At 58.1% G+C, this 24390-nt stretch carries 23 protein-coding genes; 14 read left to right on the forward strand and 9 right to left on the reverse strand.

All coding sequences use genetic code 11. The features are described 5' to 3' along the window. Window positions 1-47: 47 nt before the first annotated feature. On the forward strand, window positions 48-704 hold the full coding sequence (gene entD, locus ACZ6J2_RS10850) for an enterobactin synthase subunit EntD (protein WP_471725690.1): 657 nt from the start codon (window positions 48-50) through the stop codon (window positions 702-704). 114 nt (window positions 705-818) lie between these two features. Here entD and betT read toward each other — a convergent pair whose 3' ends face one another. Further along, a complete protein-coding gene (gene betT, locus ACZ6J2_RS10855; RefSeq protein ID WP_029741651.1) occupies window positions 819-2852 on the reverse strand; it encodes a choline BCCT transporter BetT in 2034 nt (677 codons plus the stop codon). A 128-nt stretch (window positions 2853-2980) separates the two neighbouring features. On the opposite strand from betT, the gene betI reads away from it, so the two are divergent. The 5 genes from betI to ACZ6J2_RS10880 all read left to right on the forward strand — a co-directional run bounded on the left by betI (window position 2981) and on the right by ACZ6J2_RS10880 (window position 9489). Then, a complete protein-coding gene (betI, locus tag ACZ6J2_RS10860) occupies window positions 2981-3568 on the forward strand; it encodes a transcriptional regulator BetI (RefSeq protein WP_471725727.1) in 588 nt (195 codons plus the stop codon). Window positions 3569-3581: 13 nt separating this feature from the next. Beyond that, window positions 3582-5054, forward strand: a complete 1473-nt coding sequence (gene betB, locus ACZ6J2_RS10865; protein WP_471725691.1) for a betaine-aldehyde dehydrogenase — start codon at window positions 3582-3584, stop codon at window positions 5052-5054. Window positions 5055-5067: 13 nt separating this feature from the next. Continuing rightward, window positions 5068-6747 (forward strand): choline dehydrogenase, encoded by a 1680-nt coding sequence (gene betA / locus ACZ6J2_RS10870; RefSeq protein ID WP_471725692.1) that lies wholly within the window; start codon window positions 5068-5070, stop codon window positions 6745-6747. Window positions 6748-7020: 273 nt separating this feature from the next. Continuing rightward, entirely contained in the window at window positions 7021-7761 is a 741-nt protein-coding gene (locus ACZ6J2_RS10875; RefSeq protein ID WP_471725693.1) for an SDR family oxidoreductase, read from the forward strand. A 33-nt stretch (window positions 7762-7794) separates the two neighbouring features. Beyond that, window positions 7795-9489: a thiamine pyrophosphate-binding protein gene (locus tag ACZ6J2_RS10880; RefSeq protein WP_471725694.1), complete on the forward strand. Its 1695-nt coding sequence runs from the start codon at window positions 7795-7797 to the stop codon at window positions 9487-9489. 33 nt (window positions 9490-9522) lie between these two features. Here ACZ6J2_RS10880 and ACZ6J2_RS10885 read toward each other — a convergent pair whose 3' ends face one another. Beyond that, window positions 9523-10221: a GNAT family N-acetyltransferase gene (locus ACZ6J2_RS10885; RefSeq protein ID WP_471725695.1), complete on the reverse strand. Its 699-nt coding sequence runs from the start codon at window positions 10219-10221 to the stop codon at window positions 9523-9525. A 201-nt stretch (window positions 10222-10422) separates the two neighbouring features. Here ACZ6J2_RS10885 and ACZ6J2_RS10890 point away from each other — a divergent pair, with 201 nt between their 5' ends. The 5 genes from ACZ6J2_RS10890 (at window position 10423) to ACZ6J2_RS10910 (ending at window position 15428) form a co-directional block, all read left to right on the forward strand. Beyond that, the gene (locus ACZ6J2_RS10890; RefSeq protein WP_087822149.1) at window positions 10423-11991 is read left to right on the forward strand and encodes an ABC transporter substrate-binding protein; all 1569 of its coding nucleotides are present in this window, start codon (window positions 10423-10425) and stop codon (window positions 11989-11991) included. A 70-nt stretch (window positions 11992-12061) separates the two neighbouring features. Then, a complete protein-coding gene (locus ACZ6J2_RS10895) occupies window positions 12062-13075 on the forward strand; it encodes an ABC transporter permease (protein ID WP_471725696.1) in 1014 nt (337 codons plus the stop codon). After that, on the forward strand, window positions 13075-13908 hold the full coding sequence (locus ACZ6J2_RS10900; protein ID WP_471725697.1) for an ABC transporter permease: 834 nt from the start codon (window positions 13075-13077) through the stop codon (window positions 13906-13908). The genes ACZ6J2_RS10895 and ACZ6J2_RS10900 overlap by 1 nt, the downstream gene beginning before the upstream one ends. Then, entirely contained in the window at window positions 13901-14737 is an 837-nt protein-coding gene (locus tag ACZ6J2_RS10905; protein ID WP_471725698.1) for an ABC transporter ATP-binding protein, read from the forward strand. The genes ACZ6J2_RS10900 and ACZ6J2_RS10905 overlap by 8 nt, the downstream gene beginning before the upstream one ends. Next, window positions 14724-15428 (forward strand): ABC transporter ATP-binding protein, encoded by a 705-nt coding sequence (locus tag ACZ6J2_RS10910; protein ID WP_471725699.1) that lies wholly within the window; start codon window positions 14724-14726, stop codon window positions 15426-15428. Before ACZ6J2_RS10905 ends, ACZ6J2_RS10910 begins: the two co-directional genes overlap by 14 nt. A gap of 69 nt (window positions 15429-15497) precedes the next feature. On the opposite strand, the gene ACZ6J2_RS10915 is transcribed toward ACZ6J2_RS10910, so the two are convergent. The 4 genes from ACZ6J2_RS10915 to budA form a co-directional block, all read right to left on the reverse strand. Continuing rightward, window positions 15498-15971, reverse strand: a complete 474-nt coding sequence (locus ACZ6J2_RS10915) for a cold-shock protein (RefSeq protein ID WP_109081117.1) — start codon at window positions 15969-15971, stop codon at window positions 15498-15500. 131 nt (window positions 15972-16102) lie between these two features. Next, entirely contained in the window at window positions 16103-16873 is a 771-nt protein-coding gene (locus ACZ6J2_RS10920) for a (S)-acetoin forming diacetyl reductase (RefSeq protein WP_023334821.1), read from the reverse strand. 20 nt (window positions 16874-16893) lie between these two features. Beyond that, a complete protein-coding gene (alsS, locus tag ACZ6J2_RS10925; protein ID WP_471725700.1) occupies window positions 16894-18573 on the reverse strand; it encodes an acetolactate synthase AlsS in 1680 nt (559 codons plus the stop codon). A gap of 13 nt (window positions 18574-18586) precedes the next feature. Next, complete coding sequence (gene budA, locus ACZ6J2_RS10930; RefSeq protein ID WP_471725701.1) at window positions 18587-19366, reverse strand: acetolactate decarboxylase; 780 nt, start codon at window positions 19364-19366, stop codon at window positions 18587-18589. Window positions 19367-19471: 105 nt separating this feature from the next. Here budA and ACZ6J2_RS10935 point away from each other — a divergent pair, with 105 nt between their 5' ends. Then, the gene (locus ACZ6J2_RS10935) at window positions 19472-20356 is read left to right on the forward strand and encodes a LysR family transcriptional regulator (protein WP_471725702.1); all 885 of its coding nucleotides are present in this window, start codon (window positions 19472-19474) and stop codon (window positions 20354-20356) included. A 73-nt stretch (window positions 20357-20429) separates the two neighbouring features. Here ACZ6J2_RS10935 and ACZ6J2_RS10940 read toward each other — a convergent pair whose 3' ends face one another. Then, a complete protein-coding gene (locus tag ACZ6J2_RS10940) occupies window positions 20430-20792 on the reverse strand; it encodes a cupin domain-containing protein (RefSeq protein WP_471725703.1) in 363 nt (120 codons plus the stop codon). Between the two features lie 75 nt (window positions 20793-20867). Continuing rightward, window positions 20868-21686: an AraC family transcriptional regulator gene (locus ACZ6J2_RS10945; protein WP_471725704.1), complete on the reverse strand. Its 819-nt coding sequence runs from the start codon at window positions 21684-21686 to the stop codon at window positions 20868-20870. Window positions 21687-22082: 396 nt separating this feature from the next. On the opposite strand from ACZ6J2_RS10945, the gene ACZ6J2_RS10950 reads away from it, so the two are divergent. Next, entirely contained in the window at window positions 22083-22538 is a 456-nt protein-coding gene (locus ACZ6J2_RS10950; protein WP_320721080.1) for a hypothetical protein, read from the forward strand. Window positions 22539-22724: 186 nt separating this feature from the next. Here the strand turns inward: ACZ6J2_RS10950 and ACZ6J2_RS10955 are convergent, their stop codons facing one another. Beyond that, complete coding sequence (locus ACZ6J2_RS10955) at window positions 22725-23297, reverse strand: flavin reductase family protein (protein ID WP_049056778.1); 573 nt, start codon at window positions 23295-23297, stop codon at window positions 22725-22727. A 128-nt stretch (window positions 23298-23425) separates the two neighbouring features. Here ACZ6J2_RS10955 and ACZ6J2_RS10960 point away from each other — a divergent pair, with 128 nt between their 5' ends. After that, window positions 23426-24325, forward strand: coding sequence for a LysR family transcriptional regulator (locus ACZ6J2_RS10960; RefSeq protein WP_045374596.1), 900 nt, complete (start codon window positions 23426-23428; stop codon window positions 24323-24325). The last annotated feature ends 65 nt before the right edge of the window (window positions 24326-24390 follow it).

Below are 24390 nucleotides of genomic sequence, written 5' to 3' on the forward strand. Positions count from 1 at the left end.
CCGGGGTGAGGGCATCAGGCCGCACTATTTGCTGATAGAGGAAAACCATGCACACCATCCACAGCACATTTTCTCTTGCCGGCCACACCGTCCACCACGTCACCTTCGATCCCACCACCTTCACCGACGCCGACCTTCTCTGGCTCCCCCACTACGCTGAGTTTGCAAACGCCGGACACAAACGCAAAGCCGAGCATCTGGCAGGCCGCATCGCCGCCGCGCATGCGCTCGGTGCGATAAATGAACGCGCGATCCCCGGCATCGGCCCCAGCGGCGAACCGCTCTGGCCGGACGGTATTTCCGGCAGCATCACCCACAGCGGCACGCAGGCCATGGCGGTTGTCGTCCGTCATCCAGATGCGCTCGTAGGTATTGATTGCGAAGCCATTCTTCCAGACCACGAAGCCCGCGAAATCCAGGACGGCATCGTTGATGCGCAGGAAGCAATGTGCCTGACGCACTCGTGCTCCCCCTTTGCGCTGGCGCTGACGCTCGCTTTTAGCGCCAAAGAGAGTTTGTTTAAAGCCCTCTTTCCGAAGGTAAAAATTTACATGGGGTTTGAGTGGGCGAGAGTCACAGAGTTAACGGAAAAAACAATCACGCTGGCGCTTTCGCGCCCGGCTGGACAATATCCTGAGGGTAAACGCTTCACCCTCGTCTGGCAGCATGATAACGGGAACGTGTGGACGCTGCTAAATGCCTGATGGCGCTGCGCTTATCAGGCCTGCGGTAAACCGGTTTTGTAGGCCGGGTAAGGCATCGCCGCCACCCGGCTTGAGGGCGACGGCGATGCCTTTATAGGTTATTCAGCTCAAATCTCAAACATCCGGGAACATCACGCTATTCCCCGGAGCTTCCCTGTGCAGATGGATAAAGTTCAGGTGCCGTTCATACTGGTCCAGAATGTCCGTGATCACCTGCTCCTTGCTGTAGTCCATCAAATCATTCCCCTGGCTCCCTTCCAGCAGGAAGGTCTCAAGCCGGTAGTAGGTCGATTTCCCGCTGCGCGCCCGGTAGGTAAACCCGGGTACCGAATACTGCTGCGGCCAGATCTGATAAACAAAGTTCTGCTCGTCGCCCATGTGCACCAGCAGATCCAGGTGCCCCAGGGTCTCGCCCTCCTCCGGCGGCAGGTTTTTCAGCTCCACGTAGGCACCACGCAGCTTCAGCTCCTGCGCGACCTCTTCCATCGCCGGGAAGCAGACCGTCTCCATCATCTGTTTGGTGTAGCGCGTGCCCGGGTAGTTCATCAGGCGCGAGAGGCGTTTCTTCCAGCTCAGCCTGTCCTGCGCGCCCATCGGCCGCGGCGCGGTGTCGCGGCTGGCGCTGACGCGGCGGTAGTCTTCCACCTTGAGCGATTTATACAGCCCGGCCATCACGAAGAAGATGACGAAGCTGAACGGCAGGCCCATGATCACCGTGGTGTTCTGCAGCGCCGAGATACCGTTGGTCATCAGCATGCCGAGCGTCAGCAGGCCGATGGCGACGGACCAGAAGATGCGCAGCCAGTTCGGCGCATCGCTGTTGATGTCTTTGAGCTTCGAGGTGAAGTTGCCCAGAACCAGCGCGCCGGAATCCGCCGAGGTAACGTAGAACAGCAGGCCGGTGATGGTCGCCACGGAGGCGCTAAAGGTAAACGCCGGGTACTGCGCCAGCAGACTGTAGAAGCCGCGCTCCGGGTGCGCCATCGCTTCCTGCGCGAAGGTTGCATTGCCGTGGATGATCTCATGCAGCGCGCTGTTGCCAAAAATCGACAGCCACAGCAGGGTAAAGGTGAACGGGATAATCAGCGTGCCCATCACGAACTGGCGGATGGTGCGCCCGCGCGAAATACGCGCCAGGAACAGGCCGACAAACGGCGACCACGCCACCCACCACGCCCAGAAGAACAGCGTCCAGTTGTTCATCCACTCCACCGGACGGTCGAAGGCGAAGCTGTTCAGCGTCATGCCCATAAAGCGGTTTACGTAGTCGCCCACGTTGAGCACCAGGGCATTGAGCAGGAACGAGGTATCGCCCATAAACAGCACGAACAGGATCAGGCCCAGCGCCAGCGCCACGTTCAGCTCGGACAGCACGCGGATGCCTTTATCCACGCCCGACGTCACCGAGATGGTGGCGATAATGACGGAGAGCGCAATCAGCGCCGCTTTGGCCGCCATCGAATCCGGAATATCAAACAGCACGCTCAGCCCGTAGTTGAGCTGCACCACGCCAATCCCGAGCGTCGTCGCAATACCGAAGATGGTGCCGATCACCGCCGCGATATCGACGCTGTGGCCAATCGGGCCGTTAATTTTTTTACCGAAAATCGGATACAGCGCGGAGCGGATGGTGAGGGGTAAATTATAACGATAGCTAAAGTATCCGAGCGCCATGCCCATCAGGGCGTACATCGACCAGCCGGTCAGGCCGTAGTGGAACAGCGTCCAGACCATCGCCTGGCGCGCCGCCTCCATCGTCTGCCCTGCCCCTTCCGGCGGCTGCATATACTGCGTGACCGGTTCCGCCACGGAGAAGAACATCAGGTCGATGCCGATGCCCGCGGCAAACAGCATCGCGGCCCAGCTCAGCAGGCTGAACTCGGGCTTGGACTGCTCAGGCCCGAGCTTCACCGAGCCGAAGCGCGAGCAGGCGATGCAGACCACGAAGACGATATAGAGCGTCGCGGCCAGCAGATAATACCAGCCGAAGGTCTTCGACACCCAGTTGAGGGTGCGCCCAATCCACTCGGCAGAAAAATCACGAAAGAAGATGGTCGTCAGGGAAAACAACAAAATCAGCCCGGCGGACGTATAAAAAACGACCGGGTTGATTTTGTCTTTTTCTCTGTCTTGTGAAAGGTCTGTCATCCAGTATCCCCACTGTTTTTGTAACTATTAAAATCCAAATCCGCAACAATTAAGACACATTTTATATTGAACGTCCAATCAAAAACCGCTTTAATGTATTACCAACGCTGATGAATGGAGTGGCAAAAATGCCCAAAGTGGGGATGCAGCCGATCCGGCGCAGGCAGCTTATCGACGCCACGCTGGAAGCAATAAATGAAGTGGGAATGCATGACGCGACGATCGCGCAGATCGCCCGTCGGGCGGGCGTTTCCACGGGGATCATCAGTCACTACTTCAAAGACAAAAACGGTCTGCTGGAAGCGACCATGCGCGACATCACCGGCCAGCTGCGCGACGCGGTTTTGAGCCGCTTACGCGCCCTGCCGGGCGGCAGCGCGGAGCAGCGCCTGCAGGCGATTGTCAGCGGCAACTTCGATGAAACCCAGGTCAGCGGCGCGGCAATGAAGGCCTGGCTGGCCTTCTGGGCGAGCAGCATGCACCAGCCGATGCTCTACCGCCTGCAGCAGGTGAGCAGCCGTCGTTTATTGTCAAACCTGGTGTACGAGTTCCGCCGTGAGCTGCCGCGCGAACAGGCAGAAGAGGCGGGCTACGGCCTGGCGGCGCTGATCGACGGGCTGTGGCTGCGCGCCGCGCTGAGCGGCAAGCCGCTGGATAAAACCCTGGCGCAGTCGCTCACCAGCCACTTCATCAGCCAGCATTTACCGACCGAATAACCGAGGAGAATTTATGTCCCGAATGGCAGAACAGCAGCTTTATATCAATGGTGGTTATACCTCCGCCACCAGCGGTCGCACCTTCGAGACCATCAACCCGGCCAACGGTGAAGTTCTGGCGAGCGTACAGGCCGCCGGACGCGAAGACGTCGATCGCGCCGTTGAAAGCGCAAAACGCGGGCAAAAAATCTGGGCGGCGATGACCGCCATGGAGCGCTCGCGCGTTCTGCGTCGCGCCGTCGATATCCTGCGCGAGCGCAACGATGAGCTGGCGAAGCTGGAAACCCTCGACACCGGTAAAGCGTATTCCGAAACCTCCACCGTCGATATCATCACCGGCGCGGACGTGCTGGAGTACTACGCGGGGCTGATCCCGGCGCTGGAAGGCAGCCAGATCCCGCTGCGTGAGACCTCGTTCGTCTACACCCGCCGCGAGCCGCTGGGCGTAGTGGCGGGCATCGGCGCGTGGAACTACCCGATCCAGATCGCCCTGTGGAAATCCGCCCCGGCGCTGGCGGCGGGCAACGCGATGATCTTCAAGCCGAGCGAAGTGACGCCGCTCACCGCCCTGAAGCTCGCAGAAATCTACACCGAAGCGGGCCTGCCGGACGGCGTGTTTAACGTCCTGCCGGGCGTGGGCGCGGAGACCGGCCAGTACCTGACCGAGCATCCGGGCATCGCGAAAGTCTCCTTCACCGGCGGCGTCGCCAGCGGCAAAAAGGTGATGGCCAACTCGGCGGCCTCGTCCCTGAAAGAGGTGACGATGGAGCTGGGCGGTAAATCCCCGCTGATCGTTTTCGACGACGCCGATCTGGATCTCGCGGCAGACATCGCCATGATGGCGAACTTCTTCAGCTCCGGCCAGGTGTGCACCAACGGCACCCGCGTGTTCGTGCCCGCGAAATTCAAGGCCGCGTTTGAGCAGAAAATCGTTGAGCGCGTGGGCCGCATCCGCGCGGGCGATCTGTTCGATGAACGCACCAACTTTGGCCCGATGGTCAGCTTCCCGCACCGCGACAGCGTGCTGCGCTACATCGCCAAAGGTAAAGAGGAAGGCGCGCGCGTGCTGTGCGGCGGCGACGTGCTGAAGGGCGAAGGCTTCGACAACGGCGCGTGGGTCGCCCCGACCGTGTTCACCGACTGCACCGACGAAATGACCATCGTGCGCGAAGAGATCTTCGGCCCGGTGATGTCCATCCTCACCTATGAATCCGATGAAGAAGCCATTCGCCGCGCCAACGACACCGACTACGGTCTGGCGGCGGGCATCGTCACTGCCGACCTGAACCGCGCGCACGGCGCCATTCATCAGCTCGAAGCGGGCATCTGCTGGATCAACACCTGGGGTGAATCCGCCGCAGAGATGCCGGTTGGCGGCTACAAACACTCCGGCATTGGCCGCGAGAACGGCGTGATGACGCTGCAGAGCTACACCCAGGTGAAGTCCATCCAGGTTGAGATGGGTAAATTCCAGTCCATATTTTAACCGGGAGGTTTATTTGCAATTTGACTACATCATTATCGGGGCCGGCTCTGCCGGCAACGTACTGGCAACGCGACTGACTGAAGATCCGAATACCACCGTCCTGCTGCTTGAGGCGGGCGGGCCGGACTACCGCTTTGACTTCCGCACCCAGATGCCCGCCGCGCTGGCGTTCCCTTTGCAGGGCAAGCGCTACAACTGGGCGTACGAAACCGAGCCAGAGCCGTACATGAACAACCGCCGCATGGAGTGCGGACGCGGCAAAGGGCTGGGCGGCTCGTCGCTGATCAACGGTATGTGCTACGTGCGCGGTAACGCCATGGATCTGGACAATTGGGCCAAAGAATCTGGCCTTGAGCACTGGAGCTACCTCAACTGCCTGCCCTACTACCGCAAGGCGGAGACGCGCGACGTGGGGCCGAACGACTACCACGGCGGCGACGGTCCGGTGAGCGTCACCACCTCGAAACCGGGCGTGAACCCGCTGTTTGAGGCGATGGTGGAAGCGGGCGTGCAGGCGGGCTACCCGCGCACCGACGATCTCAACGGCTATCAGCAGGAAGGCTTCGGCCCGATGGACCGCACGGTCACGCCGCAGGGCCGACGCGCCAGCACCGCGCGCGGCTATCTGGACCAGGCCAAAAAGCGCCCGAACCTGACCATCCGCACCCACGCCATGACCGATCATATTATTTTTGACGGCAAGCGCGCGGCGGGCGTCGAGTGGCTGGAGGGCGAAAGCACTATCCCGTCCAGAGCGACGGCAAATAAAGAGGTGCTGCTGTGCGCAGGCGCGATTGCCTCCCCGCAGATCCTCCAGCGCTCCGGCGTGGGCAGCGCGGAGCTGCTGAAGCAGTTCGATATCCCGCTGGTGCACGACCTGCCCGGCGTGGGCGAAAACCTGCAGGATCACCTGGAAATGTACCTCCAGTACGAATGCAAAGAGCCGGTCTCCCTCTACCCTGCCCTGCAGTGGTGGAACCAGCCGAAGATTGGCGCCGAGTGGCTGTTTGGCGGCACCGGCGTGGGCGCGAGCAACCACTTCGAAGCGGGCGGTTTTATCCGCAGCCGCGAAGAGTTCGAGTGGCCGAACATTCAGTACCACTTCCTGCCGGTAGCGATTAACTACAACGGCTCGAACGCGGTTAAAGAGCACGGCTTCCAGTGCCACGTTGGCTCCATGCGCTCCCCGAGCCGCGGCCACGTGCGCATCAAGTCGCGCGATCCGCACCAGCATCCGGCGATCCTGTTCAACTATATGTCTCACGAGCAGGACTGGCAGGAGTTCCGCGACGCTATCCGCATCACCCGTGAGATCATGCACCAGCCCGCGCTGGACAAATATCGCGGTCGCGAAATCAGCCCGGGCGTCGAATGCCAGACCGACGAGCAGCTCGACGAGTTCGTGCGTAACCACGCCGAAACCGCCTTCCACCCGTGCGGCACCTGCAAGATGGGCTATGACGAGATGGCGGTGGTCGACGGCGAAGGCCGCGTTCACGGGCTGGAAGGGCTGCGCGTGGTGGATGCGTCGATTATGCCGCAGATTATTACCGGCAACCTGAACGCCACCACCATCATGATTGGAGAAAAAATTGCCGACGCGATCCGCGGGCGCGAGCCGCTGGCGAAGAGCACGGCGGCGTATTATGTGGCGAACGGGGCGCCGGTTCGTCAGGCGCGACAGAAAGTTTAATATCCTGCCCTCTCTGTAAAAGGGGAGGGTTTTCAATACTTCCCTTCATTACGATAATATTTTTCGTTAGCTATAAGAAATAAATATTACTCTGCTATTATTTTGATTATTTAAAAGTGTATTGACACTGTTCCTGCAACTCATCTATGTTTAATCGAATGTGGTTCCATTCGAAATATACAATATATTCAAATCCAAAATTAAAGATATTGTCATTATTCTTTAATTCTTCCCTGCCTTTATTTTTGCATCACTCAACGGCGAGATAAGATCATGAATAATAGTGCAAACAAAGTTGTTGTTATCACCGGTGCCAGTAGCGGTATTGGTGAGGCCATTGCCCTTCATCTGGCAAATAAACCGTTTTCACTGGTGCTGGTTGCCCGTCGTCTGGAGAGAATTAACGCCCTGGTGGATCGCATTATTCAGCAGGGCGGCCAGGCGATTGCCGTAAAGGCGGACGTGACCCGACAGGAGGAGGTTCAGCGCGCGATTGACGCTGCCGTTGCCGCATACCAGCGCGTCGACGTGCTGATCAACAACGCGGGCTTTATGGCGATTGCTCCCCTCAGCGAGCTGAAAACCGACGAGTGGGACCGGATGATCGATACCAATATCAAAGGCGTGCTGTACGGGATCGCAGCGGCATTCCCGGTATTCCAGCGCCAGAGGAGCGGACACTTTATTAACGTGGCCTCCGTGGCGGGTATCAAGGTCCTTGCCCCCGGCGGCGTGGTGTACAGCGCCACGAAATTCGCCGTCCGCGCCCTGAGTGAAGGGTTACGTCAGGAAGCGGGGAAAACCGTTCGGACGACCCTTATTTCACCCGGCGCCGTTGAAAGCGAGCTGCAGTTTGGCAGCTCTGATGCCCCGAGCAAACAGTTCCTGCATGAATTTTATAAGCAGGCTATTCCGGCAGAGTCGATTGCCAGAGCCGTATTATTTGCTATCGAACAGCCTGGAGACGTTGATGTAAATGAAATAATTGTCCGTCCTACTCAGGAAGAATTTTAGCATGAGTTAAATAACGCTGATTGAGGTGTCATTATGATTAAATCATTAACGTCCATATCAGATTTAAATATGCGTTCGGGTGCCGACATTCTCCTTGAAGTGCTGGAGAGTGAAGGTGTGGAATATATTTTTGGCAACCCCGGCACCACCGAACTTCCGCTCATTGATGCCCTTCTTCGCCATGAAAATATTCACTATATTCTGGCACTCCAGGAGAGCAGCGTGGTCGCCATTGCCGACGGCTACGCGAAAGCCTCCGGCAAGACCGGTTTTATCAATTTGCATACCGCCAGCGGTCTTGGGCACGGCATGGGGAATCTCATTAATTCGCGGATCATGAAAACGCCGCTGGTTGTCACCGTCGGGCAGCAGGACACGCGGCACTACGTGCGCGACCCGCTCCTGTACGATGACATTGTCTCCATTGGATCGCCGGTGGTGAAATGGGCGCAGGAGGTCACCAGCGCCGACCAGCTTCCGGTGCTGGTGCGTCGGGCGTTTCATGCCGCCAGCTATCCTCCGGCCGGTCCGGTGCTGCTATCCCTGCCAATGAACGTGATGGAAGAGCTGAGCGACGCCGGGATACAAACGGCCTCTAAAGTGAACTACCACACCGTGGCGGGCTCGCTGGACGAACTGGCGCAGGCGCTAAGCGAAGTCACCCCCGGCAGGATCATGATTGTGGCGGGGGATGAAGTTCACTCCAGCGGCTCGACGCAGGAGATTGTCCAGCTTGCTGAAGCGCTCGGCGCTCACGTCTACGGCTCCTCCTGGCCGTTGAATTTGCCCTTCCCCACGCAGCACGCGCTCTGGCGAGGCAATATGCCCACCACCGCAAATGAAATCGCCAGCGTCGTTAATGCCTACGATGCGGTGTTTATCATCGGCGGCAGAAGCCTGATTACCATTTTGTATAGCGAGGGCGAGGCGATTCCGGAAACCTGCGCGGTGTATCAGCTCTCGGCGGATATGAACGAACTTGGCCGCACCTACGCCACCCGCCTCTCGGTGATGGGGGATATAAAGCTCTCCCTGAAGGAACTGCTGCCGAAGCTTGAGCAGCGCCGGGTGGCAAGCAAATTGACGCATCAGCGGCTGCTCAAAGCGGCACGCGCTGAACGTGAAAAAGAGTGGCAACTGCAGGAAGAACGTCTGGCAGCCGAGCGGCTGCGGCCGGCGATTTCGCCGATGGTCGCGGCCTACGAGGTGATAAAGTCTGTTCCACCGGGCATAACGATTGTCGACGAAGCGATTGCAACGGCCAGACACGTTCGCCGGTTTATCTCCGACCAGCAGCACCCGCGCTACTACTTTATGCGCGGCGGTGGTCTGGGCTGGGGAATGCCTGCAGCAGTAGGTCACTCGCTGGGGCTGGGGCGCGAGCCGGTTGTGTGTCTGGTTGGCGACGGCGCCTCCCTGTACTCGCCGCAGGCGCTCTGGACGGCGGCGCACGAAAATCTGCCCGTCACCTTTATCGTGATGAATAACCTGGAGTACAACATCCTGAAAAACTTCATGAAAGGACAGCCGGGCTACAGTTCGACAAAGCTGGGTCGTTTTATCGGGATGGATCTGATTAACCCGCGAATTGATTTCCAGTCGCTGGGCACCACGATGGGTATCCGCTGCTGCCGGGTGACCCAGACCGCGGATATCGCCACGGCGGTGACGCAGGGGCTACAGTCAGGAAAAACCAATTTGATTGAAATTGCCATTTCCGCAGATTGATCGACCGTTTCAGATGTACCCTACATAAAACACTTATAACCGAAACGCCTCAAGCCGCTTAATCTGCCGCCCTTCTCCGTCAAAATTCTCCGCCGCCAGCCAGGCGCGCAGCTCGGCGTCTCTTTGCGGCCACTCGGCGTCAATAATAGAAAGCATATCGCTGTCGCGGTTGCGCCCTTTGCGCACCAGCTTCTGGCGCAGGCGTCCTTCCCAGACAAACCCCAGCCGCTCCGCCGCATTGCGTGACGCAACGTTCATGGAATCGCACTTCCACTCGACGCGCCGGTAGCCGTGCTCAAACGCATTTTTCAGCAGCAGCCACACCGTTTCGGTGCCCATCCGGGTTCCTTTCATCCTGCGCGACCAGGTCACGTGACCAATTTCCACCGACCCCAGCAGCCGCTCGTTGGCCATATAGCTCACCAGCCCCACCGCGCGTTCGGTGCGTAAATCAATGACGGCAAACGGCACCAGCTCATCGTCCATCACCTTAGCCACGATCCAGTGGGCGGTGGCTTCCACGCTCGCTGGCTGCGTGCTGGCAAGCCACGTCCAGTCGCTGTCGTCGCCCAGCGCGTAGGCCTCATAGAGATCGGCCGCGTGACGATCGGCATCCAGCGGCTCCAGGCGGCAATACTGGCCGAACAGCGGCGTGCGGGTTAATACGCGCGCGCCTCTCCAGTCGGGAACGATATCGTTAACGGTTTGACCATGTTGATTGATTTCGGGCACGGTGGTGACTCCCTGAAAGGTAAGGAGTTTGTTATAGCAGGTTAAAAAGCGGGCGAAAAGCAGCGTATTTTAATAGCCCGAGCGCATGCGATATTCCCGCAAGATATAAGCAAAGCTGAATTTCGACTTTGCGGAATTTAAGAGTCGCCCTAACGTAGCGGAGCATAAAACAATCACAATATATTCTTCTCAGGGATCGCTATGACGAAAAAACTGTTGCCGTTACTGGTGCTGGCTGCGCTCTCAGGCGCTGTCCACGCCGCTACTCCGCCCAACACGCTGGTTGTTGCCCAGGGGCTGGATGACATCGTGAGCCTCGACCCGGCCGAAGCCAACGAGCTTTCCAGCATCCAGACCGTGCCGAGCCTGTATCAGCGTCTGGTCCAGCCGGACCGCGATAACCCGGAAAAAATCACCCCGATTCTGGCAGAAAGCTGGGAAGCGGACGCGGCAGCAAAAACCCTGACGATTAAGCTTAAGCCCGATGCCAGATTCGCCTCCGGTAACCCTCTGCGCCCGGAAGACGTGATTTTCTCTTACACCCGCGCCGTGACGCTGAACAAATCCCCGGCCTTTATCCTCAACGTGCTGGGCTGGGACGCGAGCAACATCGCCAGCCAGCTGAAAAAGGTGGACGACCATACCCTCCAGCTTCACTGGACGGCGGACGTTAGCCCGTCGGTGGCGCTGAATATTCTCTCCACGCCGATTGCCTCCATAGTGGATGAAAAGCAGGTCGCGGCAAACGTGAAGGATAATGACTTCGGCAACGCCTGGCTGAAAATGCACTCGGCGGGCAGCGGTGCGTTCAAAATGCGCGTCTATCAGCCGCATCAGGCTATCGTGCTGGAAGCTAACGAATCAGCGCCCGGCGGCGCGCCGAAGCTCAAAAGCATCATCATTAAAAACGTCCCCGATCCGGCTTCACGCCGCCTGCTGATCCAGCAGGGTGATGCGGACGTGGCGCGCGATCTGGGCGCAGACCAGATTAGCGCGCTCGACGGCAAGCCGGGCGTGAAGGTGCTGAGCATTCCGTCCGCCGAGCAAAATTACCTGGTGTTTAACACTGGCAACAGCGCCAACCCGCTGCTGAACAACCCGGCGTTCTGGGAAGCCTCGCGCTGGCTGGTCGATTATGAAGGCATCACCAAAAATCTGCTGAAAGGCCAGTACTTTGTTCATCAGAGCTTCCTGCCGGTCGGCCTGCCGGGCGCGCTGGAAGACAACCCGTTTAAATTTGACCCGGCAAAAGCGAAAGCCATTCTCGCCAAAGCGGGCATTAAAGACGCGCACTTCACGCTGGACGTGGAGAACAAGCCGCCGTTTATCACCATCGCCCAGTCGATGCAGGCGAGCTTTGCTCAGGGGGGGGTGAAGGTCGATCTGCTGCCTGCCGCCGGGAGCCAGGTCTATGCCCGCGTGCGCGCAAAGCAGCATCAGGCGGCGATTCGTCTGTGGATCCCGGACTACTTCGACGCGCACTCTAACGCCAGCGCCTTCGCGTGGAACGACGGTAAATCCAGCACCGTGGCCGGGCTGAACGGCTGGAAAATCCCGGAGCTGAACAAAGCCACGCTGGCGGCGGTAGCCGAGCCGGATCCGGCGAAGCGTCTTGATCTCTACAAGAAGATGCAGGAGCAGCTGCAGCAGAATTCGCCGTACGTGTTCGTCGATCAGGGTAAAACCCAGATCGTGGTGCGCGATAACGTGAAGGGGTATCAGCAGGGGCTGAACGCGGATATGGTCTGGTACGATCGCGTCACGAAGTAGCCCTTCTGCTTCTCCCTCTCCCGTGGGAGAGGGGGTCGTCCGTGCATATTTTCAGGATAACGATTTTCCCATGCCACATCTTTCCACCCGCGTGCTCCAGGGTCTGCTGACCCTGCTGCTCACGCTCCTCGGGCTGCTGCTCGTCACGTTTGCGCTCTCGGCATTCTCACCGGTCGATCGCGTGCTGCAGATCGTGGGCGATCACGCCAGCCAGTCAACCTACGATCAGGTTCGCCACCAGCTTGGGCTGGATCGTCCCCTGCCCGTGCAGTTCTGGCACTACCTGCAAAACCTTGCCCACGGTGATTTAGGCACCGCCAGCGCCACCGGGCAGCCGGTGCTGCAGGATCTGCTGCACGCGTTCCCCGCCACGCTGGAGCTGGCGACTTTGGCGTTAATCATCGGCGCCGTGCTCGGCGTGATTGCCGGGGTGCTGTGCGCCCGCTACGCCGGTTCGCCGCTCGATTTAGCCATCAGAACGCTCACCCTGCTCGGCAACTCGGTACCGATTTTCTGGCTCGGCCTGCTGATGCTGGCCCTGTTCTACGCGAAGCTGCAGTGGAGCGCGGGTCCCGGCAGGCTGGACGATATCTGGCAGTTCACCGTCGAGCCGCACACCGGCTTTGCGCTGGTGGATACCTGGCTTTCCGGCGATCGCGAGGCGTTCCGCAACGCCCTCAGCCACCTGGTGCTGCCGGTGCTGCTGCTGGCCTATTACTCGCTGGCGAGCATCACGCGCCTGACGCGATCCGCCTGCCTGAGCGAAATGAACAAAGAGTACATCCTGCTTGCCCGCGCCAAGGGCGCCGGGGAGATGGCCATCCTGCTGCGCCACGTGCTGCCGAACATTCGCGGCACCCTGCTGACGGTGATCGCCCTCGCCTATACCAGCATGCTGGAAGGCGCGGTACTGACCGAAACCGTCTTCTCCTGGCCGGGGATCGGGCGCTACCTCACCACCGCCCTGTTCGCCGGAGATACCACCGCCGTCATGGGCGGCACGCTGCTGATTGGCGTCTGCTTTGTGCTGATCAATAACCTTACCGACCTGCTCGTGCGGGCGACCGATCCCAGGGTGCGCTGATGCCGTTTTATCTTTTCTTACGCCGCCTGCGCCGCTCCCCTGCCGCGTTTTGCGGGCTGGCTGCTATCGCGCTGCTGGTGGCTATCGCCCTGTTCGCGCCGTGGCTCGCGCCGCTTGACCCGAACTGGCAGGACGCCGCCGCGCGCCTGCAGGCACCGAACAGCCAGCACTGGCTGGGCACCGACAGCTACGGGCGCGACCTGCTTTCGCGCCTGATTTACGGCACGCGACCGGCGCTCGGACTGGTGGCATTAGTCACCGTTATCACCCTGCCCGCCGGGCTGCTGGTGGGGATTTTGTCCGGCTACTACGGCGGCTGGATGGAGCGCATCCTGATGCGCTTTACCGACGTGGTGATGTCGATGCCGCGCCTGATCCTCGCCTTCGCGTTTGTGGCGATGCTTGGCCCGGGGCTGGTCAACGGCGCGCTGGCGCTGGCCTTAACCACCTGGCCCGCCTACGCGCGTCAGGCGCGGAGTGAAATTCAGCGCCTGCGCCACAGCGACTACCTCGCCGCCGCCGGGATGATGGGCATTCGCGGCCCGCGCCTGCTGGTCGGCCATATTCTGCCCCTGTGTCTGCCGTCCGCAATTGTGCGGCTGGCGCTGGATCTTGCAGGCATTATTCTGGCGGCCGCCGGGCTGGGCTTCCTCGGCCTTGGCGCACGCCCGCCAATGGCCGAATGGGGCGCGATGATTGCCGACGGCATGCAGGTGATTTTCGACCAGTGGTGGATTGCCGCCATTCCGGGCGGAGCGATCCTGTTTGCCAGCCTGGCCTTTAACCTGCTGGGCGATGGCCTGCGCGACGTACTGGAGCCACAGCATGACTGAACAACGCGTCATCGTCGATGCGCTGAATATCGACTACCCCGCCGCGCGCGTGGTCAACAACCTGAGCTTCACGCTGGGCAACGAGCGGCTGGCGCTGGTGGGGGAATCCGGCTCGGGCAAGTCAATGTCCGCCCGCGCCCTGATGGGGCTGGTGCGTAAGCCCGGCATCGTGAGCGCGAACCGGCTTAACGTGCTCGGCAACGACCTGCTGACCCTGAACACCCGCCGCTGGCAGGCGCTGCGCGGCAACGGGATTGCGATGGTCCTGCAGGACCCGCGCTACGCGCTGAATCCGGCGAAAAACGTCGCCGCTCAGCTTGATGAAGCGCTGACCCTGCACCAGCGTCTGCCCCGCCCCGAGCGCCTGGCGCGCATTCACGACATCATCCGCGCCGTCGGGCTCAACGAACACGCCCTCACGCGCTACCCCGGCGAACTCTCCGGGGGCATGGGCCAGCGGGTGATGATCGCCATTGCGCTGATCAACAACCCGCAGGTGCTGATTGCCGACGAACCCACCTCCGCGCTGGACGCCCGCCTGCGCAATCAGATCCTCGAGCTGTTGGTGCAGCAGAGCGAAGAGCGCCAGATGGCGATGCTGCTCATCAGCCACGATCTGCCGCTGGTGGCGGAACACTGCAACCGCGTGCTGGTGATGTACCAGGGCGAGAAGGTCGATGAGATGGCGGCAAGCCGGCTCCCGCAGGCGACGCATCCGTACACCCGCACCCTGTGGACCTGCCGACCCAATGCGCAAACGTTCGGCCAGATGCTGCCGACGCTGGACCGCACGCAGCCGTGGAAGGAGGCCGATAATGGCGCTCGTTGAAGTTAAGGATCTCCAGGTGAGATTCGGGGAGAAAACGGCGGTGTCCGCCGCCAGCTTTGCCATTGAAAAAGGGGAAACCTTCAGCCTGATAGGTGAATCCGGCTGCGGGAAATCAACTATTCTACGCGTGCTGGCGGGGCTGCAGCGCGAGTGGAACGGCCGCATTTCGATCCTGGGAGACGCGCTACGGCCAGGACGGCGTTTTGAAGGCGAGCTTCGCCGCAACGTGCAGATGGTGTTTCAGGATCCGTGGGCCTCGCTGCATCCGAACCACACCGTTGCGCGCACCCTGTCGGAGCCGTTAAACATCCACGGCGAAACGCGGATTGCCGAAAAGGTGGCGGATGCGCTGCAGCAGGTGGGGCTTTCCGCCGACGCGGGCAGGCGTTATCCGCATCAGCTTTCCGGCGGGCAGCGCCAGCGCGTTGCCATTGCCCGCGCGCTGCTGCTGCGCCCGCAGCTACTCCTGCTGGACGAGCCGACCTCGGCGCTGGATATGTCGGTGCAGGCGGAAATCCTGAACCTGCTCAACCGCCTGAAAGCCGAGCACGGCATGACCTATCTGCTGGTGAGCCACGACGCGGACGTGGTTGCGCATATGTCCGACCGGGCGGCGTTTATGGCGCACGGTGAGATCCAGAGGGTGTTTGACCGTGAGGCGATGTTGAGGGGCGAGCACAGGATGGGGTAAACCGTGCGGCGGCGAGCGCCGCGCGGGTTTCGCAGGCCGGGTAAGGCGTCGCCGCCACCCGGCAAAAAATCACTTCAGCAGCTTCACCGTGGCATCGATGTCGATCTCATCTTCGGTGAAGATCAGCGTCGTGTTCTGGAAGGTGGTGATCGCCAGCTTCTTCACCGAACGCGTTTCGCCCGGCTTTTTATCGGACTTCGGCTTGATGCTGTTCATCAGCAGCCCGACCGACAGCACCGCGTTCTCTTTGTCGATTTTGGCATCAACCGGCTCTTCTTCGCTGAACACCACGAAGGATTTGATCGAGGTGAGCTTCACGCGCTCGCCCGCAATATAGAGGTGCTTACTTTCGGGGATCACCTTCACCGCGTAGGCGGAAAGGCCTTTGTTATTGGTGGTTGGCTCGAAGGTCACCGCGGCATCTTTTTTAATCAGATCGGGGTTCGCGACCTTAATCACATGAAAATAGCGGTTGTCGCCGTTTTCATCTTTGATAAATCCAAAGCCTTTATCTTTAAACCACGTTGTGATTGTACCGTTCATCGCTGTTACCGCCTGTCAGATCGTAATGACTAAAGTTTTGCAGCGCGCAGTGTAATGCACAATGAAGGAGGAGACAAAAAAAAGCCCCTGCATGGGTGCAGGGGAAAACTCATGTCAGAGCTTATTAGAATTTAATTAAACACCATTCCACCATCGATTAAGAGCGACTGGCCGGTCATGTAGTCGGAATCCGGGCCTGCCAGGTATGAGACGCAGGCGGCGACATCTTCCGGCTCGGACAGACGGCCAAGCGTAATGCGTTTGGCAAAGGTTTCGGTCCCGTAGCCGAGCGGTTTACCCGCCGCCTCGGACACCTGACGGTCGATCTCCGCCCACATCGGCGTTTTGACGATGCCCGGGCAGTAGGCGTTAACGGTGATCCCCAGCGGCGCGAGATCCCGTGCCGCGGTCTGGGTTAAGCCGCGCACTGCGAACTTGCTGGAACTGTAGACCGCCAGTTCCGGGTTGCCGGTGTGGCCCGCCTGGGAGCAGGCGTTGATGATCTTGCCGCCGTGCCCCTCTTTGCGAAACGCGTCAATCGCGGCCTGGATCCCCCAGATCACCCCTTTCACGTTGATGTTGTAGACCTTGTCAACAATCTCCGGGGTGATGGATTCGATTGGGGTGGACGGCGCAACCCCGGCGTTGTTAACGATCACGTCGAAGCCGCCCAGCGCGGTGCGGGCTTTCTCCACCGCCGCAAACACCTGCTCGCGGTCAGAGACATCGACCTTCACGGCAACGGCGTTGCCGCCGTTACGGATGATTTCATCGGCGACGGCTCTTGCCGTCTCAACGTTATAGTCGGCGATGGCGACGGCAAAGCCGTCTTTCACCAGGCGAAGCGCGATCGCTTTACCAATCCCCTGGCCTGAGCCTGTTACGAGAGCAACTTTTTGCATTTCTCTGTCCTTATATTGAGTCACAAAATCTGGCTGAGATGGAGCTGACCCATCAGCAGCGGGTTATCGCTGTAGTCGACGGGAATGGCCACCACGGCCGGGCCATCCACATCCATCGCCGCACGCAGCGTCGGCTCAAGCGCCTCGGCGCTCTCCACGGCAAAGCCTTTCGCACCGAAGGCGTCGGCATACGCTTTGAAATCGACCGGGCCGAACTCGACGCCGGAAAGGCGCTGGTATTTTTTCTCTTCCTGAATCGCCACCATGTTGTAGGCGTTATCCACCCAGATGATGTGCAGCACGTTGGCGTTGAGGCGCACCGCGGTTTCCAGCTCCATGCTCGACTGCAGGAAGCCGCCGTCGCCGGAGACCGAAACCACCTTGCGGCCCGGGTTCACCAGCCACGCGCCAATCGCCCACGGCAGCGCGACGCCCATGGTCTGCTGACCGTTGGAGATCATCACCTGACGCGCCCGGAAGCTGTAGAGGTAGCGGGCGATCCAGATGTGGAAGCTGCCCATGTCCACGGTGAGCGTCACGTCGTTATTCACAATGTCCTGCATGGCGCGCACGATGCGCAGCGGGTGCAGGGCAAACTGGTTGAGCGAGGCGCCGCGGCGGTCGAGCAGATCGCGCTGATGCTGGCGATCGACCAGAATTTCGGAGGCCCGCTGGCTCAGCTCGAGCTTACGGTCGATCCGGTTAGCGAGCAGGTTCAGCGTTTCGGCGATATCCCCCACCAGCTCCAGATCCGGCACGTAATTGCGTTCTTCATAGGCGGGCAGCACGTCAATGTGCACCAGCGTCGCGTCGCCGCTGTTCCACATGGACGGCTCGTACTCCACCGGGCTGTAGCCGATGCAGATAATCAGGTCCGCCAGATGCAGCAGCCGGTCGCCCGCCTGGTTATTGAACAGGCCGACGCGGCCGGCAAAGCGGGTGAAGTGCTCCTGGTTTACCGCCCCGGCGGCCTGATAGGTGCTGGTGACAGGAATGCGGCTTTTCTCCAGCAGCTTGCGCAGCGCGGCGCTGTTCGCGGGCTGGCTGGCCATCAGGCCGAGTAAGATAACCGGATTTTTGGCGTTTTCGATAAGCTTCGCCACGTCGTTAATCGCTGACTCCGGTGCCGGGCCCATCAGCGCCGGGCCGCTGGCGGGTAAAATCGCGCCCGTCGCGGGCTGGTCGACAATATCCTGCGGCAGGCTGACGAATGCCCCCCCCGGCCTGCCGTGCTCGGCGGCGCGAAACGCGTTCGATACCACCTCGGCAATCGCGTCCGGTGAACTGACCTCCACGGCGTATTTGGTGACCGGGCTGAACATGGCGACGGTGTCCATACTCTGGTGCACCAGCTTGGCTTTATCCGCCCGCTTCACCGCCCCGCCCAGCGCGACCACCGGGTCGCCCTCGCTGTTGGCGGTGGCGATGCCGGTGATCAGGTTAGAACAGCCCGGCCCGGAGGTGACCAGCGCCACCCCGGCCCTGCCGGTCAGCCGCCCGACCGCCGCCGCCATAAACGCCGCGTTGGCCTCGTGGCGTACCGGAATGATCTCGATAGAGGAGTCCAGCAGGGAGTCAAAGACCTTGTCGATTTTCGCCCCCGGGATCCCGAACACCTGCTTCACGCCCTGCGCTTCCAGCTGGCCGACAACCATATCGGCGCCGTGCGCCCACTGACGTGACTGTTTCTCACTGTTCACGGTAGTTCTCCTGTTAGTTTTCGACGGAACGGATCGCTGCATCAAGATTGCTGGGGTGAAGGTTGGCCTGTAGGAACGCGCTGTCGGCGGGCAGGTCAATCATCAGCTTGTGAATTTCACCGAAGGTGAGCACGCCGCTCTCCAGCTGATAGTCGAGCAGATGGCCCCCGCCCTGACGGTCGTCGGTGATGAAATGCTCGTGATAGCCGGCCACGTTGATGCCCTGCATGTGCTGCGGCGTGCGGAACCCGACCAGCACCCCTTCGCGCTGGTTAAAGCGGAACACCGGCTGGTCGTCCAGCACGTCGGTCATCGCGCGGTACGGCGGCTTCTGGCGCGGTACGGTGCGGGTGTGGGCGTGGCGGAAATTGCCGTCAATGCGCAGCGCGCAGAACAGGTTGTCGGAGGGGACCTGCTGGTCGATCGCGTCATGGATCTGCTGACGGCTGACCGGCGCATTGAAAGTGATACGATACTGCGGCTGGAACCAGGTCATCACCGCGAACGGCGTTTTCTGCTCCGGCTTCGCGGCACGCGCACTGCCGTCGGCGCGCAGCTGGTACACCTGGCTGCTGAAGGCAATCATTTCGCCGTCCAGCTCGTTGAAGGTGCCCAGGCCAAAATCACCGTGTGCCAGCAGATCGGCGATGGTGGTCTCCCCTTCGTACACGCCGCTTAGCAGGGCGCTCATTAGCGATGTCTGGTAGATCACACTGTCAGGATGCCGGGCGGAGAACCCCCGCAGGGTCTCACACAGGCTGGCCTCACAGTCGCAGGCAGATGAATGCATCATCGTGCTCGTCCTCTTCAACTTTATTTAGAAAGGTTAAATAAATGTTGACCCGATTCAGCAGAGAGTTCCAATATAGAAACCATGCTGGTTTGAGACGTTTTAGATATGGAACTTCGTTATCTGCGGTATTTTGTCGCGGTTGCACGCGAGCGACACTTCACCAGGGCGGCCGAAGCGCTGGGTATTTCACAGCCTCCTCTGAGTCAGCAGATCAAACGGCTCGAAGAGGAAGTGGGCACGCCGCTGTTCAGACGCCTGACGCGGGGCGTGGAGCTGACCGAAGCGGGAGAAGCCTTCTACGAGGACGCCTGCAAGATCCTGGCGCTGAGCGATGCCGCGCTGGAAAAGGCCCGCGGCATCGCGCGCGGGCTGAACGGGAACCTGTCGATTGGCATCACCAGCTCCGACGCTTTTCATCCCAAAATTTTCGCGCTGATCCGCCAGTTTCAGGTGCAGAACATGGCGGTGCAGGTTCACCAGGTGGAAGCCAATATGTCGTCGCTGACGACAATGCTGGCGGAGGGTGAACTGGATATCGCCTTCGTGCGCCTGCCGTGCGAGAGCAGCAAGGCGTTCGAGTTAAAAATCCTCGACCGGGAGCCGATGGTGGTGGCGCTGCATCGCGATCATCCGCTGGCGGCGTGCGATTCGCTGGCGTTAGAGCAGCTTCGGGATACGCCGGTGGTGCTGTTCCCGCAGGAGGTCGCGCCGGGGCTGTACGAACGGGTTCACGGCTGCTGCGAGCGGGCCGGGATCGACGTGCAGCACGCGCTGCAGTCGTCGCAGCTTTCCTCCTCTCTGAGCATGGTCTCCGCGGGCGGCGGGTTCGCGCTGGTGCCCAAATCCATGGCGGCCATTTCACCGCCGAATGTGACCTATCACTCGCTGAGCTCGCCGGAGCTTTATACCGATATCGCGCTCTGCTGGCGACGCTTTGAACGCTCGCGGACGGTGAAGCGGTTTTTGACGATGATGAGCGAGGAATCATAGCGGCTTATAGGGGTTTTGAGGGTTTGTTGGCCGGGTAAGGCGCAGCCGCCACCCGGCAAGTCATCCTTCGTCCTCAAATCCAGACATCGTTCTCTGCGGTGCGATCCCCGCCTTCGTGTCCCGTATTCAGAACCCCGCAAGGTTCTATCATCATCATTTTTACCGTCGTTTCAGCAGACGTCTTATGTTCAACGCCTTTCGGCACAACGTACAATTCCCCCGGATTAACGAGCACGTGCCCGTCACGAAAATCAATACGTATCACACCCTCAACCACGATAAATGCTTCGTCGGTTTCAGGATGCGCGTGCCATATAAAATCTCCCTCTATTTTCACAATCTTAAACTGGTAGTCATTCATCTGAGCGATGACCTTCGGCTGCCAGTGCGCGTCGAAGAGGGAAAATTTATTTTCCAGATTAATGGGTTGATACATGGTGACACTCCCTATGGTTGAGAAGTGTCCAGGATAGAGTAAGGCCGTTGCGCCGGTCTTGAACGATTGTGCAGCTCAGGTGCGGCTGTTTTGGATGATTTTCTGCCAGCGTCCCGGTGAGATCCCCAGCGTTTTGATAAACTGGCGAGTCATATGACTTTGGTCAGAAAACCCGGCCTCAACGGCCGCTTCAGCAAGAGACAGGCCTTTTTCAATCAAACGTCGGCAATATTCAAGACGCAGCATCGTCACATAGCGATACGGGCTTGTTCCGTAAAGTGCACGAAAATCCCGACTCAGGCTCCAGCGATCCCTGCCGCTGACCTCGGATAGCGTGTCGAGCGTAATGTCCTGGCTGAATTCTGTTTGAATATACTCGCGTGCACGCTCTGCGCGACGATAATCGAATGCGCATCGACGAAAGCGTTGTCCTCCCACCATGGCCAGCGTGTTGGCCAGATCGTAAAGCGCATCCTCTTCTTCCAGCGTATCGACAGGTTCTTCTGGTGCTTTTAGCAAGGATTCGGTCGCCGCAAAAAGCCGGGGATCGGATGAGATCCCGCCGGGAATAAACGGCAGCGGTTTTCCGCCCAGGATTTTCTGAACTAACGCCGGATCGATATACAGCATCCGATACTGAAATCCTTCAGTCGTCCCCGCCTCTCCGTCATGCACTTCGTCCGGGTGCAGAACCATCGTCCCGCCCGGAAGGCTGTGTTGTTGACTGCCCCGATAGTGAAAGCTCTGCACCCCGGACAAGGTTCTGCCTATCGCGTAGGTGTCATGCCGATGTGGCTCATAGCCATGTCCGCTGAAATACGCCTCTATGCGCTCTATTTTCCCTGGCGTTTGCGCAAATTTGACCCAGTCTTTGCTCTCGCTGGCGCTCGGCATATGTGCAACCTGATAAAGTAGAAGGGGAAGTAACACCATAAACGCATGGAGTGGCATTTGGAAAGATATTGATGACAGGGCTTTCTGGAAGACTCCTCGCAAACCTGCAAGTAACCTTATGTAATCCAGGAGGATCCCTTTTCATCCCTTCTTCGCGGTCGTAAAGTGCCTGCGTTGCGGCACATCCGTAACCGGGCGTAGGAACCCGTTTAACATGACTCGGCAATTATTTTTGTCGCGACAGCGTTCATCCCGTTAAAATACGGTCGCGCTGGCGGAGCAACCGAAAGGTTGGCCGCTTTGTCATGTGCGGTATTCCTACCTCCGTCAGCGCTACCACCCATGAGCGTAGGAACTTATGTGGTGGTCTGGAGTAAGTTTAAAAAGGAAAATCACATGACAACTATCCCTTCCCTGTCTTACGCGCTTTCTGAGGAAAGTGCTGTTCATCACCTTCTTCACCTGCAACTTCCCGATTCTGCTGATCTCTTTGAGTTGGCTGACGCCTGCACTGCGTATGTTAGCGTGCTGGTGGACACTGACGATACGGTGACGTTTGCCACACTCTGCAAGCGATTGCTGGCTGCGCTTAAGCGGCTGCGTGAGTGCTGTGACTCGGAGCTTCCGTCGTATCTGGTTGAACAGTTGATCGCAGGGGAAAAGATTACCTCCTGTGTGCCGGACTGCTGGCAGGAAACGGCGTTGCAGGTGGATTATGCTGTGGCGTTAACGCTGGCGGTGATGGGCGGAACGTTGCCTGCGAGCGTGGCGAAAGAACTCACCGGGCTGCTGCATGATATGGTCTGGCTGCTGGCTGAATTTGTGAAGGAGCCTTATATAACGGCGCACTGAGGCGGGTGACTGAAGGCCGGAAATATGCGAGGTAATAAGCAGGATTTCGGCCTTACTCAAAGTACAAAGTTGTTTGTTGAATGTCCGTTAAGAGCAAAAAGCGGACATCTTAAGTCGGTTGTTTTTATTTATACTATTACCTCTATGTAGCCATGTTATATGGCTACATTTATACAGCAGTAAGGATTAGTCTTTTCCTGGACCATAATTGAATTTTGTACCTTTACCAATGGCGTAAAACTGTCCGCCAGCTACGTAATGGACAGTACGTAATTCATCAGGCGCATCATCAAAAATCCAGTGCCCATTTCTGAAAACGCGGTCATCACTCCATGCTCCGACAATTTCCCCCATGAACAAGTTGTGCTGTTTTTCATTTTCTACATTGGGTATGACCTTACAGACTAGCCAGCCAGCGCAACCTTCAACTAAAGGAAGGTCAAACTCTTTCTGATAAAACAGTGGAATTTTACTGTTTTTATCGGGTGTGTCAGAATAACTGTGGCCTCCAGCATATAAAACCATTTCCATCTGTTTTACTACTGGGATCTGGACAACGTAATATCCACTTTTTTCTACAAGTCCGCGAGTAAATGCCTGTGGACCTATAAAAGCCATTACTTTATTATTTCCTACTAACCCCACCCAGGCCGCTGCCATGACATTTTCAATGCCATCATTTTTAGCTGATATCATCGTCGTTGGCCCGACCTGCAATAAACGATAGGCTTTGTTTAACTCTACTGGTTGAATTGACATAATTTTCTCTTTTGAGTTCTGATAAAAATTAAGACAGGTTACTTATTTGATTGTTCGATTATATGAGTGGAATAGTTGCAAATTAATTGCTATTATCAAAATACATTATTGCAATTTTCACAACAATCATGAACAAACTTGATGCCCTAAAGTTTTTTATCATTGCCTCTGAAACCCTGAACTTCCGCGAAGCAGCCATAAAGCTGTCGGTTTCACCATCAGTAGTAACCCGAACAGTCGCTGAGTTGGAGAAACAGCTTGGTGAACCTCTTTTCAAACGCAATACTCGGTCGATCTTTCTCACCAGTTTCGGTGAGTTATTTTTACCCCAAGCGAAGCGACTGCTGGAAGATTCTGAAAAGTTATTTCTGATGGCGAAAGATGATAATGAAATGAAAGGTATTGTTCGTATCACATTACTTCGATTTCCAAAACACGAGCAAATCTTGTATGAACTGTTGACTGCACTGCGTCCATATCCTGAGTTATTTATCGACTGGCGTTTAGATATGATGAAACTTGATACTATCGAGCATCGTATCGATATAGGCATACGCGTAGGGCGAGAGCCTAATCCAAACTTTATCATTAAAAATATCGGGCAAGTTGAACATATTTTGGTTGCATCCCCTGAACTCATTGCGCGCCTGGGAGCACCAACTGATTTAGAAGATCTTCGACAGCGTTATCCATTTAGTGGTTTAATTAATCCTGAAACGGGGAAATCATTTGAGTTTATGAGTGACGCAGTGAATACTTTTGTCCCTCGTCATATTGAGTTTTATACTACAGACCCATACGCCGAAATTCAGGCTGCATTGGCCGGAAAAACGGTTGTACAATCCAGCGATTTTATCTGTAGGGAGTACTTAGCAAGCGGCCAACTTGTTCCCCCACTGCCAGAACTGCGACAGGAGAAATGGCAATTTTATTTATATCGACCTTACCAGCTGATTACTCCCAAAAGGGTCACGGTCGTTTTCTCGCTATTAGAAAAAATATTACGCAAATATTTCACATCTAAATAATACTTTCCTTAACGTCTGCTCCTGGCACAACACAGACATTCATACTCACATCTATCACCTTCCCT

Source organism: Enterobacter sp. E14S (genome assembly GCF_055666685.1).

What these genes read in the sequence shown, in the direction of transcription:
- entD (WP_471725690.1), top strand. Translation starts at nt 48, where the DNA reads ATGCACACCATCCACAGCACATTTTCTCTTGCCGGCCACACCGTCCAC.
- betT (WP_029741651.1), bottom strand. Translation starts at nt 2,852, where the DNA reads ATGACAGACCTTTCACAAGACAGAGAAAAAGACAAAATCAACCCGGTC.
- betI (WP_471725727.1), top strand. Translation starts at nt 2,981, where the DNA reads ATGCCCAAAGTGGGGATGCAGCCGATCCGGCGCAGGCAGCTTATCGAC.
- betB (WP_471725691.1), top strand. Translation starts at nt 3,582, where the DNA reads ATGTCCCGAATGGCAGAACAGCAGCTTTATATCAATGGTGGTTATACC.
- ACZ6J2_RS10875 (WP_471725693.1), top strand. Translation starts at nt 7,021, where the DNA reads ATGAATAATAGTGCAAACAAAGTTGTTGTTATCACCGGTGCCAGTAGC.
- ACZ6J2_RS10880 (WP_471725694.1), top strand. Translation starts at nt 7,795, where the DNA reads ATGATTAAATCATTAACGTCCATATCAGATTTAAATATGCGTTCGGGT.
- ACZ6J2_RS10890 (WP_087822149.1), top strand. Translation starts at nt 10,423, where the DNA reads ATGACGAAAAAACTGTTGCCGTTACTGGTGCTGGCTGCGCTCTCAGGC.
- ACZ6J2_RS10895 (WP_471725696.1), top strand. Translation starts at nt 12,062, where the DNA reads ATGCCACATCTTTCCACCCGCGTGCTCCAGGGTCTGCTGACCCTGCTG.
- ACZ6J2_RS10900 (WP_471725697.1), top strand. Translation starts at nt 13,075, where the DNA reads ATGCCGTTTTATCTTTTCTTACGCCGCCTGCGCCGCTCCCCTGCCGCG.
- ACZ6J2_RS10905 (WP_471725698.1), top strand. Translation starts at nt 13,901, where the DNA reads ATGACTGAACAACGCGTCATCGTCGATGCGCTGAATATCGACTACCCC.
- ACZ6J2_RS10910 (WP_471725699.1), top strand. Translation starts at nt 14,724, where the DNA reads ATGGCGCTCGTTGAAGTTAAGGATCTCCAGGTGAGATTCGGGGAGAAA.
- ACZ6J2_RS10915 (WP_109081117.1), bottom strand. Translation starts at nt 15,971, where the DNA reads ATGAACGGTACAATCACAACGTGGTTTAAAGATAAAGGCTTTGGATTT.
- ACZ6J2_RS10920 (WP_023334821.1), bottom strand. Translation starts at nt 16,873, where the DNA reads ATGCAAAAAGTTGCTCTCGTAACAGGCTCAGGCCAGGGGATTGGTAAA.
- budA (WP_471725701.1), bottom strand. Translation starts at nt 19,366, where the DNA reads ATGATGCATTCATCTGCCTGCGACTGTGAGGCCAGCCTGTGTGAGACC.
- ACZ6J2_RS10935 (WP_471725702.1), top strand. Translation starts at nt 19,472, where the DNA reads ATGGAACTTCGTTATCTGCGGTATTTTGTCGCGGTTGCACGCGAGCGA.
- ACZ6J2_RS10940 (WP_471725703.1), bottom strand. Translation starts at nt 20,792, where the DNA reads ATGTATCAACCCATTAATCTGGAAAATAAATTTTCCCTCTTCGACGCG.
- ACZ6J2_RS10945 (WP_471725704.1), bottom strand. Translation starts at nt 21,686, where the DNA reads ATGCCGAGCGCCAGCGAGAGCAAAGACTGGGTCAAATTTGCGCAAACG.
- ACZ6J2_RS10950 (WP_320721080.1), top strand. Translation starts at nt 22,083, where the DNA reads ATGACAACTATCCCTTCCCTGTCTTACGCGCTTTCTGAGGAAAGTGCT.
- ACZ6J2_RS10955 (WP_049056778.1), bottom strand. Translation starts at nt 23,297, where the DNA reads ATGTCAATTCAACCAGTAGAGTTAAACAAAGCCTATCGTTTATTGCAG.
- ACZ6J2_RS10960 (WP_045374596.1), top strand. Translation starts at nt 23,426, where the DNA reads ATGAACAAACTTGATGCCCTAAAGTTTTTTATCATTGCCTCTGAAACC.